The sequence below is a fragment of the uncultured Sphingomonas sp. genome, assembly GCF_964235535.1.
GTDB lineage: Bacteria > Pseudomonadota > Alphaproteobacteria > Sphingomonadales > Sphingomonadaceae > Sphingomonas.
The window spans coordinates 93385-111898 of sequence record NZ_CAXSBH010000002.1; the positions used below are offsets into that span (position 1 = coordinate 93385).

The 18514-nt window shown below is 69.4% G+C and carries 12 protein-coding genes and 1 pseudogene; 9 read left to right on the forward strand and 4 right to left on the reverse strand.

What is annotated here, in order from left to right; genetic code table 11:
• Positions 1–31: 31 nt before the first annotated feature.
• Positions 32–796 carry a 3'-5' exonuclease gene (locus ACFE7F_RS01820; RefSeq protein WP_375402128.1) on the forward strand — a complete coding sequence of 255 codons (765 nt, stop codon included), beginning with the start codon at positions 32–34 and terminating at the stop codon, positions 794–796.
• On the opposite strand, the gene ACFE7F_RS01825 is transcribed toward ACFE7F_RS01820, so the two are convergent.
• Complete coding sequence (locus ACFE7F_RS01825; RefSeq protein ID WP_375402129.1) at positions 793–3201, reverse strand: TonB-dependent receptor; 2409 nt, start codon at positions 3199–3201, stop codon at positions 793–795. The two genes, ACFE7F_RS01820 and ACFE7F_RS01825, sit on opposite strands and share 4 nt — an antisense overlap.
• Before the next feature lie 155 nt (positions 3202–3356).
• Between ACFE7F_RS01825 and ACFE7F_RS01830 the strand changes: the two genes are divergently transcribed.
• Together ACFE7F_RS01830 and ACFE7F_RS01835 are read left to right on the forward strand one after the other, a co-directional pair.
• Entirely contained in the window at positions 3357–5006 is a 1650-nt protein-coding gene (locus ACFE7F_RS01830) for an alkaline phosphatase D family protein (RefSeq protein ID WP_375402130.1), read from the forward strand.
• Between the two features lie 13 nt (positions 5007–5019).
• The gene (locus ACFE7F_RS01835) at positions 5020–5418 is read left to right on the forward strand and encodes a reverse transcriptase-like protein (protein ID WP_375402131.1); all 399 of its coding nucleotides are present in this window, start codon (positions 5020–5022) and stop codon (positions 5416–5418) included.
• Positions 5419–5436: 18 nt separating this feature from the next.
• On the opposite strand, the pseudogene ACFE7F_RS01840 reads toward ACFE7F_RS01835, so the two are convergent.
• Positions 5437–6024, reverse strand: a pseudogene (locus ACFE7F_RS01840) (TetR/AcrR family transcriptional regulator); the annotation flags it as partial.
• Between the two features lie 101 nt (positions 6025–6125).
• Between ACFE7F_RS01840 and ACFE7F_RS01845 the strand changes: the two are divergent.
• From ACFE7F_RS01845 to ACFE7F_RS01870, 6 genes are read left to right on the forward strand one after another with little or no spacing between them, the layout of a single operon-like run.
• Complete coding sequence (locus tag ACFE7F_RS01845) at positions 6126–7313, forward strand: efflux RND transporter periplasmic adaptor subunit (protein ID WP_375402151.1); 1188 nt, start codon at positions 6126–6128, stop codon at positions 7311–7313.
• 6 nt (positions 7314–7319) lie between these two features.
• A complete protein-coding gene (locus ACFE7F_RS01850; RefSeq protein WP_375402132.1) occupies positions 7320–10520 on the forward strand; it encodes an efflux RND transporter permease subunit in 3201 nt (1066 codons plus the stop codon).
• A gap of 4 nt (positions 10521–10524) precedes the next feature.
• The gene (locus ACFE7F_RS01855; RefSeq protein ID WP_375402133.1) at positions 10525–12054 is read left to right on the forward strand and encodes an efflux transporter outer membrane subunit; all 1530 of its coding nucleotides are present in this window, start codon (positions 10525–10527) and stop codon (positions 12052–12054) included.
• A gap of 58 nt (positions 12055–12112) precedes the next feature.
• Positions 12113–12397, forward strand: a complete 285-nt coding sequence (locus ACFE7F_RS01860) for a hypothetical protein (protein WP_375402134.1) — start codon at positions 12113–12115, stop codon at positions 12395–12397.
• A 32-nt stretch (positions 12398–12429) separates the two neighbouring features.
• Complete coding sequence (locus ACFE7F_RS01865) at positions 12430–13758, forward strand: APC family permease (RefSeq protein WP_375402135.1); 1329 nt, start codon at positions 12430–12432, stop codon at positions 13756–13758.
• Entirely contained in the window at positions 13755–14312 is a 558-nt protein-coding gene (locus ACFE7F_RS01870; protein WP_375402136.1) for an SAM-dependent methyltransferase, read from the forward strand. Before ACFE7F_RS01865 ends, ACFE7F_RS01870 begins: the two co-directional genes overlap by 4 nt.
• 43 nt (positions 14313–14355) lie before the next feature.
• Here ACFE7F_RS01870 and ACFE7F_RS01875 read toward each other — a convergent pair whose 3' ends face one another.
• On the reverse strand, positions 14356–14757 hold the full coding sequence (locus ACFE7F_RS01875; protein WP_375402137.1) for a response regulator transcription factor: 402 nt from the start codon (positions 14755–14757) through the stop codon (positions 14356–14358).
• 9 nt (positions 14758–14766) lie between these two features.
• Entirely contained in the window at positions 14767–18390 is a 3624-nt protein-coding gene (locus ACFE7F_RS01880; RefSeq protein ID WP_375402138.1) for a PAS domain S-box protein, read from the reverse strand.
• Positions 18391–18514 lie beyond the last annotated feature (124 nt).

The window sequence follows — 18514 nt, forward strand, 5'->3', positions numbered from 1 at the left end:
AAACGCCCGCGCATGTCCCATGTCCGGGTCCATGCCTCCCGCTCCCCAGCCGCAGCTCGTCCGCGTCATCGACCTCGAAACCACCGGCAACGCCCCGCCCGCCCACGCGGTGATTGAGATCGGCTGGCAGGACGTGGCGCTGGGCGTCGATGGCCGCTGGGAGCTGCATGGCGAGGGCGGGCGTACCTTCGTCAACCCGAACCGCCCGATCCCGCCCGTCACCCAGGCGATCCACCACATCCTCGACGAGGAGGTGGCGGACGCCCCGCAATGGATCGACGTCGCGCGCCAGTCGCTCGACCCATGGCCCCGCCGCATCGCGCTCGCCGCCCACCGCTCCGATTTCGAGGAGCAATATTGCACCGCCTCCTACACCCGCAACGCCGACTGGATCTGCACCTGGAAATGTGCGCTGCGGCTATGGCCCGACAGCCCTTCCTTTTCGAACCAGGTGCTGCGCTACTGGCGCAAACCCGCCGGGCTCGACCACGCACGCGGCCTGCCCATCCACCGCGCGTACCCCGACGCCTACGTCACCGCCCACCATCTGCGCGACCAGCTCAACGAGGCGAGCGTCGCCCAGCTCCTCGCCTGGTCCGCCGAGCCCGGGCTGCTCCCCCGCGTCCGCTACGGCCCCGACCGCGGCAAGGACTGGCGCGAGATCACCGACGACAGCCTGGCGGGCTTCCTGTCCGACCGCGACGTCGATGTTCGTTTCACCGCGGAGACGGAACTGGCCCGCCGCCGCGGCGGCGGCCATGTCGGCCGCGCCTCCGCCCAAGAGCTGTTGCTCTAGAACTTCACCCCCGCCTCGACGCCGTAAAAGCGCGGCTCGCCCGCGATGTAGGTCGGTACCCCGAACCCGCCCCCCGTGTTCCCCGCATCGATCAGGTACCGCTCGTTCGACAGGTTCCGCGCGAAGCCCCCGAGCCGCCAGCGCCCTTCGGGCCCCTCCACGCCCGCGCGCAGGTTGACGAGCGTGTACCCGCCCTCGCTGATCGCCTCGCGGTTGGGCAGCTCGAAGAACACGCCCGATCGGTATGTCACCGTCGGCGTCGCGTAGAAGGTGAACCCGCCCACCGGCAGCCGCAGCGTCGCGCCTGCCGCCGCGGTCGTCTTGGGCTGCAGCCGGAACCGGTTGCCCGCGAACACGCCGTTCTCCGCATCCTCCCCGATCCCGCCATCCAGGTACGCGAAGTTCCCGAATACCGAAAAGACGGGCGAGAAGGCGTAGGTCGCTTCCAGCTCGACACCGATATTGTTCGCCGATCCAGCGCTGACCGTTTGCGCCGGCACGGTCGGCAACGTGACCTGGAACCCGTCATAGGTTTGGTAGAAGACCGACGCCGTCCCCGTCAGTCCCCCGACGCCCGCCTTGATCCCGCCCTCGTAGTTCCAGACCGTCTCGTCGGGCACGTCCTGAAAATTCGGCACCGCGCCGCCCGTCGGCGTCCGCGTAGCGGCCAGCTGCACCACGGGCGATCGCCGCCCCTTGCTGATCGTGCCATACAGATTGATCCCGTCCGCCACCCGGAACAGCACGTTGAAGCGCGGCAGCACCGCCGCGAACGACCGCTTGGCCGTGAACCGCTGTCCCAGCGTGTTGGCCGTCCCGAGCAGGCTCGTCCGAATCCCGAGCGCGGCGAGCAGGATCGAGTCCGGCTGGAACGAGCTGTATTGCGACTTCCGATCCTCGATCAGCACGCGCGCGCCCGCCGTCAGCTCGATCGCGGGCGTGGGAATCCACGTCCCGTCGGCGAAGACGGAATAGGTGTCGTTGTTGCCGAAGTTGGTGAACTCGGACGCATAGGGCACCTGACGACGCGCGCCCCCGCTCAGGGCCGCGCTCGCCCGCGTCGCCGCCGGCACGGTGCCGTCCGGCCGGACGCAGGCGGGTCCCGTCGGGATGCCCGCCGCGTTCAGGTTGGCCCGGATCGGCGCAAGGAGCGGTAGGACCGAACAGGCGATGTACGTCCCCTCCTCCGTCGAGAAGGGCACGCGCTGCAGCCCGTTCTCCAGGAACACGTTGCCCCCGAACGTCGCGCGATAGCCCCCCGCCGGCCCTTCCCCGTCGAAGTTGAACCGCGACTCATGGCTCCACTGGTCGCCCCGCGCGTCCTCCGCGAACTCCAGATACCAGGCCGGCCCGCCGTCGGCGTCGAACGTCTCCAACGCGTCGAACTTGCGGTACCCGTTGATCGTCGTGAAGGTCACGCCCTCGGCCAGGTCGATGCTGATCGCCAGGTTGGCATCATACACGTCGCGGTCGAGCCCCAGCTTGCGCTTGCCCAGCACCTCGCGGCTGAAGGGCGATCCCGACAGCTCGGCGATCCCGAAATCGCCCGTCTGCCCGCCCGTCGGCGCGAAAGCGCGGCTCTTGAACGCGGTGCCCGGATTGCGCTGCCCGTCATAGGTCAGCACCAGGTCGGCGGTCACCGCGTCGCTCGGCCGCCAGCGGATCGATCCGCGCACCCCGCGCTGGTCCTGTCCGTTCAGGTCGTCCTGATCGACCAGCCCGCCATTCTGGTTCGGCCGATCCGGATCGCCCGCGATGTTGCGGACATAACCGTCGCGATATTTGTACGCGAAGGCCAGCCGCGCCGCGAGCGTGTCGTTGCCCGCATTCAGATATCCCGACACCTGCGTCCGCTCGAAATTGCCGTACGAACCCGCGACCTCCGCCGACAGCCCCGGCTGAGGCCGCGCCGAAACGATCCCGATCGCGCCCACCGCCGACGCCGTCCCGAACAGCGTCGCCTGCGGCCCCTTGACCACCTCGACCCGCTCCAGGTCGTACAGGTCCTGATACGCCCCGCGCGACCGGCTGACATCGACGCCGTTGTAATAAAGCGTGATGCGCGGTCCCTGCTGCGCCGATCCGCTGTCGGACGTGATGCCGCGGATCACGAAGCCGGGATTGTTCGCGCTCTGCTCCTGCACCTGCAGGCCCGGCACGAACGCGGCGATCTCGTCGAGCTCCGACACGCCGATATCGGCCAACCGCGCCCCTGTCAGCGCGGTAACGGTGATCGGCACGTCCTCGATCCGCTGCTCGAGCCGCTGCGCGGTGACGATCACCTCGTCCGCCGCCGTATCCGCGCCCTCGTCGCCGCGCGGCTGGACGTTGGCCTGTGCGAGAGCACCCGACGAACAGCCGAGCGCCAGCGCGACGAACGCGCCGCGAGTGAAGAAACGCGTCATCGAACAAATCCCCCTTGGTACGGCCCGGGCGGTAGGAGCGACGTATTACGCGCGCGGGACGGCGCGATGACGGGGACGTGACGTTTATCGTCGCACCCGCGTAACAATGGCGGTGCCAAGAACGGGCGACTGCATCCACGCGACCGGGAACCATCATGACGCTCAGCCGCCGCCAAGCCCTCGCCACCCTCGGATCGGGGGCGGCGCTCGGCCTGCCCGCGACCGTCGCCTCCCAGGTGCCCACCCCTGCGCGCTTCGTGCACGGCGTCGCCAGCGGCGACCCGGCCGCGGACGGCGCGGTGCTCTGGACCCGCGCGACCCCGGTCGTCGCCGAAACGGGCGACGTGCCCCTCATCTGGACGATCGCCGCCTCGCCCGAGGGCGAGCCGATCAAGTCGGGCCGCATCCTCGCCCGCGCCGCGCGCGACCATACCGCCAAAGTCGAGGCGACCGGCCTCAAGCCCGGCCGCGAATATTGGTTCCGCTTCGAGACCGCGGCGGGCGAGCGCTCCCCCGCCGGCCGCTTCCGCACGCTACCGGTGGGCCGCACGCCCGACGCGGTCATGGCGGTGGTGTCGTGCCAGCTCTATCCCGGCGGCCTGTTCAACGCCTACCAAGCGATCGCCGAACTCCCCCGCCTCGACGCGGTCGTTCATCTGGGCGACTATATCTACGAATACGGCGCGGAAGGCTATGGCGCGGAGACCGGCCGCAAGCTCGACCGCGTGGTCGAACCCACGCACGAGATCGTCACGCTCGCCGACTACCGCGCCCGCCACGCGCAGACCAAGCGCGATCCCGACATGCAGGCCGCCCACGCCCGCGCCGCCTTCATCTGCGTCTGGGACGATCACGAAGTCGCCAACGACGACTGGATCGGCGGCGCGCAGAACCACCAGCCCGAGACCGAGGGCGACTGGCCCAAGCGCAAGGCGGCGGCGATGCAGGCCTATTTCGAATGGATGCCGATCCGCGATCCCAAGCCCGGCCGCCCGTGGGAAGCAATCAACCGCTCGTTCGATTTCGGCGACCTCGCCACGCTCGCCATGGTCGAGACTCGCGTCCTCGCCCGATCGCAGCAGGTCGCCGCCAAGGGCGAAGCGCCCGAGCCGAGCGAATACGCCGCCCTCCTCGCGGAGCGAGCGCGACCCGAACGCGAGCTGCTCGGCCCCGGTCAGCAGCGCTGGCTGGAAACCACGCTCCGCCGCTCCAAGCGCCAGGGCAAGCCGTGGCAGGTGCTGGGCAATCAGGTCGTCATGGCGCGCGTCGCCGGCCCCGACCTTGAGCGGCAGATGGGCGCGGACCGCTACGGGGCGTTCGTCGCGAAGCTTCCGCCCGCCTACGCCGCGCGGATCCCCGCCGCGGTCGCGTCCTACAAGGCGGGTATCCCGTTCAACATGGACAGCTGGGACGGCTATCCGCCCGCGCGCGAACGCCTGTATGCCGGGTTCGAGCGCGCCGGCGTCAGCCCGATCGTGCTGTCCGGCGACAGCCATGCCGCTTGGGCCAACGATCTCCATGACGCGTCGGGCAAGCTCGTCGCCGCCGAGTTCGGCACGACGGCGATCACCAGCCCGTCCTACGGCGACCTGATCCCCGGCATCGGGCCCATGATCGCCGACGCGAACCCGGAGGTCGCCTTTTGCGACCAGAAAGGGAAAGGTTTCCTGCTGCTGACGCTCACCCCGACGCAGGCCGTCGCGGAATTCCGCGCGGTATCCACCGTCACCGCCAAGCCGTTCGGCACCGCCACGGTCGCGCGTTACGCCAGCCGCCCGGGTCGCCCGCTCGAGCGCCTGGCCTGACGCCGCGGATCCCATGCCGCGCGACCGGCTTCCTGTCTTCTTCGACGGCGGGTGCCGTCCCAATCCGGGCGCGATGGAACTGGCGGTCGTGCTGGGCGGCCGGACTTATCGCCGCGCCGATCTGGGCGAGGGCGACAGCAACGAGGCCGAGTGGCTGGCGCTGCTCCATGCGGTCGGGCTGGCCGCCGCCGCCGGCGGGCGCGACGTGGTGTTCGTCGGCGACTCGGCACTCGTCATCGGGCAGGCGCGCGGGACCCAGCGCTGTCGCGACCCGCGGCTACAGGTCCATCTCGACGCCTTCCACGCCGCCGTGGCGGCGATCCCGCGCCACCGGTTCAGGCAGGTGCCGCGATCTCGGAACCTGGCCGGCATAGCGCTGGCGCGGTCGCGCCCTGACGACCTCGACCGTTAGCGCCTCCAGCTCCCGGTCGATCAACGCCCGCAGCGCCGCGGCGAGCGCGGGCAGATCCAGCGTCGGCCGCATCAGCCGGTGATGGAGCAACCCGATCGACAGCGTCATGATCGTGTCCGCCAGCGTCGCCCGGCGTACCGCGGTCTCCTCTCCCGGGGCCAGGATCGCCAGCGCCGCGAGCAGGTTGGCGCGGAAACCGTCCTGCAGCCCGCCCAGGATCGCCGCGATCCGGTCGTTGCGCGACGCCTCCGCCACGATCTCGGCGAACATCCGGTCGCCGTCCCGGTCGGTCTCCGGGTCGACGAAACGTCGAAGCCACGCATGCACCGCCTCCGAGTCGTTTCCTCCGATCGCCGCGTCGAGCGTGCGTACATCCATGAACCGTCCGCAATCCTCCTCGACCAGCGCCGCGACGATGTCCTCCTTGGCGGAGAAGTCGCGGTAGATCTGCCCGACCGCGATCCCGGACTCGCGCGCGATCTGGGCGATGCCGGTGGCGTGGAAACCATTGGCGACGAACAACATGCGCGCGGTATCGATCAGCTTGCGCCGCCGAAGATCGGCCCGGCTCGATCGCTCGCCGCAGCAGCCGTCGATCCAGCTCATGGTGAATATCGGTTCATGACGCTTGACGGCGCTCCATCGTTCGCAGTAGCAGCATTTGTGAGTGATCGCTCACTCACATGAACTGGCTATCGGAAGCGCGCATGATGTTCAAGCGAATCAGTATGGGCATCGGCGCGGCCGCGTTTCTCCTGGCGCTCGCCGGATGCGGCGCGGGAGGGGGCGAGGCCCAGGGCAAGGGCGCGCCCGGGCCCATGCCCGTCGGCTTCGTCACGTTGCGCGAGGAGCCCGTCACGCTGACCGTCGAGCTGCCCGGCCGAACCACCGCGTTCGAGACGTCGGAAGTCCGCCCGCAGGTGAACGGCCTGGTCCGGGCGCGCCTGTTCACCGAAGGCGACTATGTCCGCCAGGGCCAGGCGCTCTACCGCATCGACGCCGCGCCCTATCAGGCGCAGGTGGCGAGCGCGCGCGCCGCGCTGACCCGCGCCCGGGCGGGCACCGCGTCCAGCGCGGCGCTGGCCCGTCGCTACGGTGAGCTGGTCAAGATCAACGCCATCGCCCGCCAGGAATACGAGAACGCGCTCACCACGTCGAACCAGGCGGGCGCGGATGTCGCCGCCCAGTCGGCCGCGCTCCGATCGGCGCAGATCGACCTCGCGCGCACCACGATCACCGCGCCCATCTCCGGCCGGATCGGACGCTCGGTCTTCACCACCGGCGCGCTCGTGAGCGCCGCGCAGGCCGAGCCGCTGGCGACGATCCAGCGGCTCGACCCCGTCTATGTCGACATCCAGCAATCCAGCGCCGATCTGCTGCGCCTGCGCGAACAGATCGTCGCGGGCGGCCTGACGCGCGGCGGCGCGCGCGTCCGCCTCCGGCTCGAGACGGGTTCCGTCTATTCTCTGCAGGGTACGCTCCGCTTCGCCGACGTGACCGTCGACCCGGCCACCGGCTCGCAGACGATCCGCGCGACGTTCGGCAATCCCAACGGCCTGCTCCTCCCCGGCATGTTCGTCCGCGCCGAACTGGTGGAAGGCGTGCAGGGCCGCGCCATCCTAGTTCCCCAGCGCGCGGTGACCCGCAACGAACGCGGCCAGCCGACGGTGCTGGTGGTCGGTCGCGGCGACCTGGCCGAGCTGCGCCCCATCCAGACCAGCCGAACGGTGGGCGAGAACTGGCTCGTCACCGGCGGCGTCCGCCCCGGCGACCGCGTGATCGTGGAGGGCGCGATGATGCTGCGCCCCGGCATGCCCGTCCGGCCGCGGCCCTGGACCGACCGACCCCCCGCTCGTCCTACCGCTGCCCGTCCCACCGCAGCGCAAGCGAAGTAACCCTCCATGGCCCGCTATTTCATCGACCGCCCGATTTTCGCCTGGGTGCTGGCGATCATCCTGATGCTGGCCGGCGCGCTGGCGATCCGGTCGCTGCCGATCGCGCAGTTCCCCGCCATCGCGCCGCCGGCCGTCGCGATTACCGCCACCTATCCGGGCGCCGACGCCGAGACGCTGGCGACCACCACGACGCAGATCATCGAACAGCAGCTGAAGGGCATCGACAACCTCCGCTACTTCTCCTCCTCGTCCAGCTCGGCGGGGCAGCTGACGATCACCGTCACCTTCGAACAGGGCACCGATCCCGACATCGCCCAGGTGCAGGTGCAGAACAAACTCCAGGCCGCGACGCCGCTCCTGCCGCAGGAGGTGCAGCAGCAGGGCATCCAGGTTACCAAGGCATCGGCCAACTTCCTGGTCATCGTCGGGCTCTACTCGGCCGACGGTAGCCACGACGGCACCGACCTGGCCGACTATGTCGCGTCCAGGCTCCAGGATCCGCTCAGCCGCGTCGACGGCGTCGGCAACGTCCAGCTGTTCGGCGCCCAGTACGCCATGCGTATCTGGGTCGATCCGGTGAAGCTGAACAGCTTCCAGCTCGCCATGACGGACATCTCGGTTGCGGTCCTGGCGCAAAACGCGCAGGTCTCGGCCGGGCAACTCGGCGCTCAGCCCGCCCCCGCCGAACAGATGCTCAACGCCACCGTCTCGGTCCAGTCGCGTCTCCAGACGCCCGAGCAGTTCGGCGCAATCCGTCTGAAAGCCGCCGCCGACGGCTCGATCGTCCGCCTGCGCGATGTCGCGCGCGTGGAGATCGGCGCGGAGAATTACGGCTTCGAATCCAAATGGAACGGTAATCCCGCCGCGGGCCTCGCGCTGTATCTCGCCCCCGGCGCGAACGCGCTGACGACCGTCGACGGCGTCAAGGCGCGCGTCGCCGAGATCGCCGCCACCTTCCCGCCCGACGTCAAGGTAATCTACCCCTACGACACCGCGCCCTTCGTCCGGCTATCGGTCGAACAGGTCGTCGAGACGCTGGTCGAGGCGGTGGTGCTCGTCTTCCTGGTCATGTTCCTGTTCCTCCAGAACTGGCGCGCGACGCTGATTCCGACGATTGCCGTCCCCGTCGTGATCCTGGGCACCTTCGCGATCCTCCAGCTCGCGGGCTACTCGATCAACACGCTGACGCTGTTCGGCCTCGTCCTCGCGATCGGCCTGCTCGTCGACGACGCGATCGTGGTCGTCGAGAATGTCGAGCGCCTCATCACCACCGAGGGGCTCAGTCCCAAGGACGCCGCGCGCAAGTCGATGGACGAGATCACCGGCGCGCTGGTCGGCATCGCGTTGGTGCTGATCGCGGTGTTCCTGCCCATGGCGTTCTTCGCCGGGTCGACCGGCGTGATCTTCCGCCAGTTCTCGATCACCATCGCGTCGGCCATGGCGCTGTCGGTCGCGGTGGCGATTATCCTGACCCCCGCCTTGTGCGCGACGATCCTGAAGCCGCACGATCCGGACAAGAAGCCGGGCACCGGCCCGCTCGCGCGCTTTTTCGGCTGGTTCAACCGCACCTTCGATTCCGGCCAGCGCCGCTACGAACGCGGCGTCAAGGCGACCGCGCGCAGCTGGAAACGGTCGCTGATCGTCTATGCGCTGATCGTGGCCGGCATGGGCACGCTGTTCTACCGCCTCCCCTCGGGATTCCTGCCCGACGAGGACCAGGGCTACGTCGTCGCGCTGGTCCAGGGTCCGTCGGGCTCGACCACCGCCCGCACGGAGCGCGGGCTGACGCTGGTACGCGACCATTTCCTCAAGGCGGAGGCGGGCAATACGCGCGGCATATTCACCGTTAACGGCTTCTCTTTCGCCGGGCAGGGCCAGAATAGCGGCATCGCCTTCGTCCCGCTCAAGGACTGGGAGCAGCGCAAGGGCGCGGCGAACCGCGCGGCCGGGATCGTCGGGCGCGCGATGGGGGTCTTCGGCGGGTACTCGGACGGCCTGATCTTCGCGATCGTGCCGCCCGCCGTCGCCGAACTCGGCAACGCCACCGGCTTCGACCTTCAGATCGTCGACGAGACGGGGATCGGCTATCAACGCCTGCTCGCCGCGCGCAACCAGATGCTCGGCATGTCGCAGGCCGAGCCGCGCGTCGCGCAGGTCCGGCCCAACGCGCTCGACGACGCGCCGCAGTTGAAGGTGGAAATCGACCAGGACAAGGCGCGTACGCTCGGCGTCGATCTGGCGCAGGTCAACCAGACGATCTCGACCGCCTGGGGTGGGTCCTACATCAACGACTTCATCGACCGGGGCCGCGTCAAGCGCGTCTTCCTGCAGGCCGACCAGCCCTACCGCCAGAAGCCCGAGGATCTGGGCAGCCTGTTCGTGCGCGGCCAGGGTGGTCAGATGGTCCCCTACACCGCCTTCGCCACGCTCCGCTGGGAGAACGCGCCCGTGCAGATCACGCGCTATAACGGCTCGCCGGCGATGGAGCTGCTGGGCATCCCCGGCCCCGGCTATTCGTCGGGCGACGCGCTCGCCGCGATGGAGGAGCTTCATGCCAAGCTGCCGCCCGGAACCAAGCTTGAATGGACCGGCCTCAGTTTCGAGGAGAAGCTGTCGGGCGGCCAGGCTCCCGCGCTCTATGCGCTGTCGCTGATGCTCGTTTTCCTTTGCCTCGCCGCCCTGTATGAAAGCTGGTCGGTGCCCGTCTCGGTCCTCCTCGTCGTGCCGCTGGGCGTGCTCGGCGCGGTGCTCGCGGCGTCGCTTCGGGGGCTGAACAACGACATCTACCTCCAGGTCGGGCTGATCACGACGATCGGCGTGTCGGCCAAGAACGCGATCCTGATCGTCGAGTTCGCCGAGGAACGGATGCGCGACGGGATGAGCGCGTTCGACGCCGCGGTCGAGGCGGCGAAGCTTCGGCTCCGGCCGATCCTGATGACCTCGCTCGCCTTCGTGTTCGGCGTGCTGCCGCTCGCTCTCTCGTCGGGCGCGGGCGCGGGCGGACAGAACGCGATCGGCTGGGCGGTGGTGGGCGGCATGTTGTCGGCGACCGTGCTCGCCATCTTCTTCGTGCCGATGTTCTTCGTGGTGGTGCTCCGCCTGTTCGGCCGCGGCGGCCGGGCGCAGCCTGCGGTCCGCGACGAACCCGAGGGGCGGCCCGCGCCGCCCACCGACCCGCAGGGGCGGCCTTCGCCGCAGGGGGCTTGATCCGATGAAGCGCTTCTCACTGATCGCCCTCGCCGGCGCGACGATGCTCGCCGGCTGCAATCTCGCGCCGACCTACGTCCGGCCCGCGGGCGCGGTGCCCGCGACGCTGCCCACGGGCGGCGTCTACCCGGCCGCCGCCACCGAAGCACCGGACGTCACCGCGATCGGCTGGCGCGACTTCTTCACGGAGGATCGCCTGCGCCAGGTGATCGCGCAGGGGCTGGAGAACAACCGCGATCTCCAGGTCGCGGCCGCCAACGTCCTCCAGGCACGCGAACGCTTCCGCATCCAGCGCGCTAGTCAGGTACCCACGACGAGTCTGACCGGCTCCGCGACTTATACCAACAACGCGTTCGGCGCGGTCGGTGCCGCCGGCGGCGGGACAGGCACGGGTACGGGCACAGGCGCGGGCGCGGGCACGGGCGGCACAGGTGCAGGCGGCACAGGTGCGGGTACCGGCAGTGCAGGCGTCGGAACCGGAGCCGGGGTAGGGACGGGCTCGTCCAACCTCGAATTCTACTCGTTGAATGCGGGCTTTTCCGCGTTCGAGATCGACCTGTTCGGCCGCGTACGGAACCTGAGTCGCGCGGCGCAACAACAATATCTCGCGACGGAGGAGGCGCGCCGCTCCGTCCGCATCAGCCTGATCGCGGAGATCGCGACCGCTTGGCTGACCTATGCCTCCGACCAGGACCAGCTTCGCCTGTCGCGCGACACGCTCCGCGCGTTCGAACAGACCCGTGACCTCACCCAGGCGCAGTTCCGTGTAGGCGTCGCCTCCGAGCTGGAGGCGCGTCAGGCCGATACCAACTACCAGGCCGCCCGTAACGATATCGCCGTGCTCAGGACGCGCGTGGCCCAGGACGCCAATGCGCTCCAGCTGCTGGTCGGCGCGCCGGTCGCCGCGACGCTGCTGCCCGCCGAGCTGGGACAAGGCGAGGCGACGCTCCGCACGCTTCCGACCGGCCTGTCGTCCCAGGTCCTGCTGCGGCGCCCCGACGTGCTCCAGGCCGAGCGCCAGCTGTTGGCCGAGAACGCCAATATCGGCGCGGCGCGCGCGGCCTTGTTCCCAAACATCTCGCTCACCGCGACCGTCGGCACGATCAGTACCGCGCTGTCCGGACTGTTCGGCGGCGGCAGCTTCACCTACTCGGCGGCGCCGGGCATCTCCTTGCCGCTGTTCGACGGCGGCCGCGCCCGCGCGAACGTCCGCCTCGCGCGGGCGACGGAGCAGGTCGCGGTCGCGAATTACGAGCGCACGATCCAGGTCGCCTTCCGCGAGGTCGCCGACGCGCTGGCCCAGCGCGGCACGATCGACGAGCAGATTGCGGCCCAGTCCGCTCGCGCCGACTCCGCCCTGGTCGCCTCGCGTCTGTCGGACGCGCGCTACCGGGTAGGGGTGACGAATTTCATCACCTCGCTCGACGCGCAGCGCACCGCCTACGCCGCGCAGCAGCAGCTCGTGAATACGCGCCTGGCCCGCGCGAACAACCTGGTCGAGCTGTACCGCTCGTTCGGCGGCGGGTTGAACTAAGTTATTGCGGTCGTGGGAAATGGGCGTACGCTCCTCCGAAAATATAAGGAGAGCGATCATGGCGTCAGTGCACAATCCCGGACCTCCATCGAACGTCGACCCCGGCGATGAGAGCATCATCATCCTGCAAAGCCTCCTGTGCCTGCTGCGCGAGAAGAACATCCTCACCCGCGCCGATCTTGAGGAACTGAGCCACAAGGTGGCTCTCCGCGCATCGTGCGCGACCGACGGACCCCTGTCCTGCTGTCCCGACGCCGCCATCGCCGCCTCGGAGGATCTGCGCCGCATCACCAGCTATCTCGGCCAACGCCACGGCGGAAAGCACGCTCGCGGCCTGGGCTGACCCCTCGGTCAGGGCGTGGTAACGCCGTCGGCATGAGCCGACCAGACCCGCCCGGCCCCGTTCCGCTGCTCGGCTCGCGCGAGGCGATCGCGATTACGGTCGGGATCGTCATCGGCGCGGGCATCTTCAAGGCGCCCTCGCTCGTCGCCGGCGCGAGCGATAGCCCTGCGACGATGCTGCTCGCTTGGGCGCTCGGCGGCGCGATCTCGGTCGTGGGCGCGCTTTGCTACGGCGAGCTGGCGTCGGCCTATCCCGGCCCCGGCGGCGACTATCGCTATCTCGTGCGCGCGTACGGCGGGCGGGTCGGCTTCCTCTATGGCTGGGCGCGGCTGGCGATCATCCAGACGGGTTCGGTGGCGCTGCTGGCCTACGTCTTCGGCGATTACGTGGCGAGCGTCCTGCCCGGTGGTGCGGCCATGTGGGCGGCGCTCGCGGTCGCGGGCCTGACCGCGCTCAACTGGCTCGGCCTCCGCGCGGGCACGACGACGCAGAACTGGCTGGTGCTCGTCGAGGTGCTCGGATTGATCGTCGTAATCGTCGCTGGCCTCCTTTTCGCCCCCGCGCTCCCCGCCCGAGCCGCCGCACCCGCGTCCGGCGAGGGCGCGCTCGGCCTCGTGCTGGTGTTCGTGCTCCTGACCTACGGCGGCTGGAGCGAGGCGGTCTACGTCTCCGCCGAGCTGCGCGACGCCCCGCGCCTGATGTGGCGCGTACTGGTGATCGGCTTGGGGGCCGTTACCCTGCTCTACCTGCTCGTCAACCTGGCCTACCTGCGCGGCCTGGGGCTCGGGGGCATGGCCGCGTCGGACGCGGTCGCCGCCGACCTGATGCGCCGCGTCGCAGGTTCCGCCGGTGCGGCGCTGATCGCGGGGGTGGTCGCGGTCGCCGCGCTGACGTCGGCCAACGCGACGATCTTCACCGGCGCGCGCAGCAGCTTCGCGCTGGGGCGCGACGTGCCCGCGCTCGGCTGGCTGGGTCGGTGGGACGTACGTCGCGCGACGCCGGGCAACGCGCTTCTCGTCCAGGGCGCGGCGGCCTTGCTGCTCGTCGCGGCGGGCGCGGTCGCGCGCGACGGCTTCCGCCTGGCGGTCGAATACACCGCGCCGGTGTTCTGGCTGTTCTTCCTCCTTGTCGGCATCTCGCTGTTCGTGCTGCGCTCACGCGAACCCGGCCTGCCCCGGCCTTTCCGCGTCCCCCTCTACCCCGTCCTGCCGCTCATCTTCTGCCTGACCAACGCCTGGCTGCTCTGGTCCAGCCTCGCCTATACCGGCTGGGGAGCGCTGGTCGGCGTCACCGTGCTCGGGCTGGGCGCGCTCATGCTGCCCTGGATCGATCCCGCCCGCCATCTGGAGCCTGTCCCATGAGACACCTCGCCGCCATGCTGCTGCTAGCGATCTCGGCGCCCCCGCTCGCCGCCCAGTCCGCCGCGCCCCGGCCCGCGACACCCAAGCCGCTCCGCGACCCGGACGTCATCTATGTGCCCACCCCCTTCGCGGTCGTCGACGCGATGCTCGACCTGGCGCAGGTGAAGCCCGACGATGTGCTCTACGACCTCGGCTCGGGCGACGGGCGCATCCCGGTCACCGCATCGGCGCGCTACGGCATCCGCGCGGTCGGCGTCGACATCAACCCCACCCGCATCGCCGAGGCGCGGGTGAACGCCGCCGAAGCCAAGCTGACCGGCCGGGTCACCTTCCGCAACGAGGACCTGTTCGAGACCGACATCGCCGAGGCCACCGTCGTCACGCTCTATCTGCTCCCCGAGCTAAACGACAGGCTCCGGCCGCGGCTCCTGCGGATGCTCAAGCCCGGCACCCGCATCGTCAGCCACGCCTTCGGCATGACCGACTGGCCGCCCGAGGCGACGCGCGAGGTAGAGGGCACCACGATCTACCTGTGGCGCATCCCCGATCGGTGACGCGCCGCCGCCGGTAACGGCGCGCCGGCTAGGCGCGCGGCCGCTACGGCGTCGTATGTGAAACCTGCTTGGACAGCGCCGCGCTTCTCAGCAGCGCCTCCACCCGCCCTACCAACAAGTCGAGCGCGACGGGCTTGACCAGGTAGTCGTCGATGTCGTCCCGGTGCGCGCGCGCCGGTAGCAGCCGACTGGTCGTCGCGGTCAGCATCAACACCGGCAAGCCCGGACCGTAAGGTCGCCGTCGGATCTGGCGAAGGATCTCCAACCCCGTGACGCCCGGCAGGTCGTAATCGAGGATAATGAGTTCGGGACCGCTTTCATCGACCGCGCGGATCGCTTGGTGACCGTGATGAACGGCGCTGACCAGATGACCCGCCGATGCCAACGCGTCGACGACGATCTCCGCCAGGATCTCGTCGTCGTCGATGATCAGGATACGCGCCATCCAGCCCCCTCAAGCCGCGGCACGCAAGGCGTCCGCCATGCCGCGCGTGCGGATGGCCATGTCCGGCGCCGGGAGCGTGCGAAGCCCATGCTCCAGATCGCGGGCGCATTCGCCCAGCTCGGCTTCACCGAACATTCCTGCGGTACCTGCCAGCTTGTGCAGCAGCTCCGCGACCTCGTCGACGGCCGCTTCTGCGAACTCGCCGGATCGTACCAGCTCGTCCACCTTGCGCAGCGTTTCCGCCCGGCGAAGTCGATAACGTTCGCGGATCTTTTCGCTGATCTGGATCCCGACTTTCGCCGGCTTCATCGTCGGCCGCACCGCCCAACGCTTCAACGTGTCCTCGAGGCGCCGTAGCTGAAGCGGTTTGGCCAGGTGCGATTGCATGCCCGCTTCCAGGCACGCCGTTACATCGTCGGCATAGGCGTTGGCGGTCAGCGCCACGATCGGCAGCCGTCCGGCGTCGTAGCCGGACGCGCGCAATCGACGGGTGGCGTCGAGCCCGCCGAGCCGCGGCATCTGCATGTCCATCAACACGATCGAAAACGGTCGACCCTCCCGATCCGCGGTGGTGATCATGGTCACGGCTTCCTCGCCGTCGACCGCGATCTGCGCCGTGCAGCCGAGCCGTTCCAACATCTCCGCGACGAGAAGCTGGTTCACGTCATGGTCCTCCGCGACCAGCACGCGCAGCGAGTCGGCCAGCGGCTCGGCCGGTTCCCCGCCAGCCGCCGCTTCCCGGACGATCGGTGCCACTTCATCGACCACGACGGACTCGAGCGGCAACGTGACGATAAAGCGCGATCCGCGACCGGGCTCGCTTTCCAGCGCGATGTCTCCCCCCATCAACCGGGCGAGCTGCACGCTGATCGGCAGTCCCAGCCCCGTGCCGCCGAAAGCGGGCGCGACACCGGCATCCGCTTGAACGAAGCGTTCGAAGATGGCCGCTTGCCGATCGGGGGCGATGCCCGGCCCGCTATCCTCCACCTCGATGACGATGCGGCCGCCGTCCGCCTGACGGACCGAGCGCGCGCGCAGCGTGACCTGGCCCGTGGACGTGAACTTGGCCGCGTTGCCGAGCAGGTTCAGGATGATCTGGCGCAACCGCAATCCGTCGCCGAGCACCATCTGCGGCAACGCCGTCGACAATTCCTCCGCCAGGCGGACGCCCTTCTGCTCGACGGCGGGCTTCACTAGTCGCACGCAGGCCCTCAATGCGTGAAGGAGATCGAACGGTTCGCGCCCTACGCTCATCTGACCCGCCTCGATCTTCGAAAGGTCCAGAATGTCGTTCAGCAACCGGACCATGCTGCGACCCGAATCCGCGATCAGCTCGGCGCGGCGGCGCTGCTCGGGCGACAGGTCGCCGGCCAGCAACAGTTCGGTGAAGCCGACCACGCCGTTCATCGGCGTTCGGATCTCGTGGCTCATGTTGGCGAGAAAGTTGGTCTTGCTGTGCGCCGCCGCTTCGGCGGTTTCCCGCGCCGTCACCAGCTGCGCTTCCAGCGCCTTGCGCGCTTCGATGTCGCGGATGGCGGAGATCACGCCTTCGCACACGCCGTCGGGACCTTGCCAGCATTTCATGTGCGACTCCAGCCACCGCCAGCCGCCGCTCTTCTGCTTCAATCGGTATTGGACGGTGACCGCATCCCGAGCGCCCGTGATGATCGCGATATGGGCGGCATGTACGGACGCGTGCTCGTCCTTGTGGATGAACTCGGCGCTGTGCCGTCCCATCAGCTCGTCGGGCGCGAACCCGGACAATTCGACGCAGGACGGCGAAACATACAGCACGGAACCGTCGTCGGCCGTACGCAGCACCACATCGGTGGCGTTGTCTGCCAGCAGGCGATATTGCCGCTCGCTGTCGCGCAACGCTTCCTGCGCCGCCGTCTGAACGGTGATGTCCTGGATGACGCCGATCACCCCGACCACCGCGCCGTCCGGCGCGCGCTCCGCCTGACCCTGCACCGCGACCGACTTGGTCGAGCCGTCCCCGAGCAGCAGCGTCGCCACGAACTCGAACGGCGTGCCTTGGACGGTGGCTTGCTCGACATCGTGTCGGACCTGCTCCCGGTCGTCGGGATGGTACAAGTCGATCGCGTTCTCCAGCGTGGGAACATGGTCGTGCCCAAGGTTGTGGATGCGGTAGACCTCATCCGACCAGGCGACGGCGCCGCCCACGAGATCGACCCGCCAATGGCCGACCCGGGCCAGCGACGCCGCCATGCTGAACAACCGGTGGCTTTCCTGGAGATGCGCGGCCGACTCGGCGGCTGCGATCTCGGCCGCTTGTCGACGCTTGATGTCTCTGACGGTGGCGACGAACTCGACCGGCTCGCCGCTTCGGTCCCGTATCAATCTGTAGGCCGCCTCCAGCCAGACATAATGACCCTCTCGGTGCTGCTGCCGGTAGCTGCAGATCGGGTCGTCGACGTCCGCCAGCAACGACCGGCAGACCTCCATGACTCGCGCCCTGTCGTCCGGGTGGATCGCGGCAACGGGCGCGCCGCCGATCAGCTCGTCCGGACCGTAGCCCAACAACGTCCGGCAGGCCGGCGATACGTAGCGGCGGATGCCGTCCAGGCCGATCCGGACGATCATGTCGTTCGAATGATCGGCGAGCAGACGGTACTGCTCGTGCTGTTCCCGCCGCTGGACCTCGGCGATCGCCTGTTCGGTCACGTCCTGCACTACGCCGAAGAAGCCGGCAGGCGCTCCGGCGGCGTCCAGCTCGATTTCCGCGCGCGTCAGGACATGGACGATTTCACCGTCCGGCCGGATGACGCGCGCGCGGGACTGGTACCCCGCGCGGGTCGCCACGGCCTCCTGCAACGTCGCGCGAACCCGCGCGACATCGTCCGGATGATAAACGGCCAGCGCGTTCTCGACCGTCGCGGCCGTTTCGGCGGCAAGGCCGTATATGCGCCGTATCTGGTCCGACCAGGCCATGGCACCGGTAACGATGTTCAGCCGCCAATGCCCGAGCTTCCCCACGGACTGGGCGAGGATCAACAGCCGCTCCTTTTCCAGGATAGCCGCCGTCGTGCGTTCGGACGCCGCACGGCCGCGCAGCACCGCCGCGACCGCGCCCGCGATTATGGCCAGCAGCCCGGCGAACACCAGGAGCACGATCCGTCCGAAACGGTCGCTCCGCGCGGTGGCTTCGGCGCTTAGCGACTCTCTCGATCTTAACAGGCGTCCCTCCTCGGCCCTGATCTCATCGAGCAGCGCGGTCGCATTCTCGAGCGCCTCGCGTTCGCGGCCGACGCGGGCAGCCGCCACGGCCTGCTCGACCTTACCGGCCTTCACCAGGTCGACCACCGGCAGCGCCGTCGCGGTGAAGGTGGCGACCCGCCCGTCGAGCTCGGTCAGGCGACGTTGCTGGAGCACGTTGTCGCGAGTCAGCCGGCGGATCCGGCGCACCACCTTGTGATAATCGAGAAGTCCCTGTTCGAAAGTCGCCAGCGCGCCGGGGCGCACAGTTAGGACGTAACCGCGCTCGCCGCGTAAAGCCTTGTTGAGCGCCGTGTCGACCGCCTCGACGTCGATCAGGACGCGAAGCGTGTGGGTCCGCCACCATTGCGCCTCGTCCTGCCGGTGGCGGGCCTCGATGGAGTTCTGGACGAGCATGAACGTGAGGGCGGCCAGCGCGACGAAGCCGCCGACCCATGCGGCCCAGGACCACGACGACGTGGAACCGCGCGCGCGGATCGGTCGGTCGCCGATCGCCGATCGCCGATCGCCGATCGCCTGC

Bases quoted from the DNA above. Each gene is read 5' to 3' on its own strand.
- ACFE7F_RS01850 (WP_375402132.1), top strand. From the start codon at position 7,320: ATGGCCCGCTATTTCATCGACCGCCCGATTTTCGCCTGGGTGCTGGCG.
- ACFE7F_RS01835 (WP_375402131.1), top strand. From the start codon at position 5,020: ATGCCGCGCGACCGGCTTCCTGTCTTCTTCGACGGCGGGTGCCGTCCC.
- ACFE7F_RS01860 (WP_375402134.1), top strand. From the start codon at position 12,113: ATGGCGTCAGTGCACAATCCCGGACCTCCATCGAACGTCGACCCCGGC.
- ACFE7F_RS01855 (WP_375402133.1), top strand. From the start codon at position 10,525: ATGAAGCGCTTCTCACTGATCGCCCTCGCCGGCGCGACGATGCTCGCC.
- ACFE7F_RS01865 (WP_375402135.1), top strand. From the start codon at position 12,430: ATGAGCCGACCAGACCCGCCCGGCCCCGTTCCGCTGCTCGGCTCGCGC.
- ACFE7F_RS01880 (WP_375402138.1), bottom strand. From the start codon at position 18,390: ATGCTCGTCCAGAACTCCATCGAGGCCCGCCACCGGCAGGACGAGGCG.
- ACFE7F_RS01845 (WP_375402151.1), top strand. From the start codon at position 6,126: ATGATGTTCAAGCGAATCAGTATGGGCATCGGCGCGGCCGCGTTTCTC.
- ACFE7F_RS01830 (WP_375402130.1), top strand. From the start codon at position 3,357: ATGACGCTCAGCCGCCGCCAAGCCCTCGCCACCCTCGGATCGGGGGCG.
- ACFE7F_RS01820 (WP_375402128.1), top strand. From the start codon at position 32: ATGCCTCCCGCTCCCCAGCCGCAGCTCGTCCGCGTCATCGACCTCGAA.
- ACFE7F_RS01870 (WP_375402136.1), top strand. From the start codon at position 13,755: ATGAGACACCTCGCCGCCATGCTGCTGCTAGCGATCTCGGCGCCCCCG.
- ACFE7F_RS01825 (WP_375402129.1), bottom strand. From the start codon at position 3,201: ATGACGCGTTTCTTCACTCGCGGCGCGTTCGTCGCGCTGGCGCTCGGC.
- ACFE7F_RS01875 (WP_375402137.1), bottom strand. From the start codon at position 14,757: ATGGCGCGTATCCTGATCATCGACGACGACGAGATCCTGGCGGAGATC.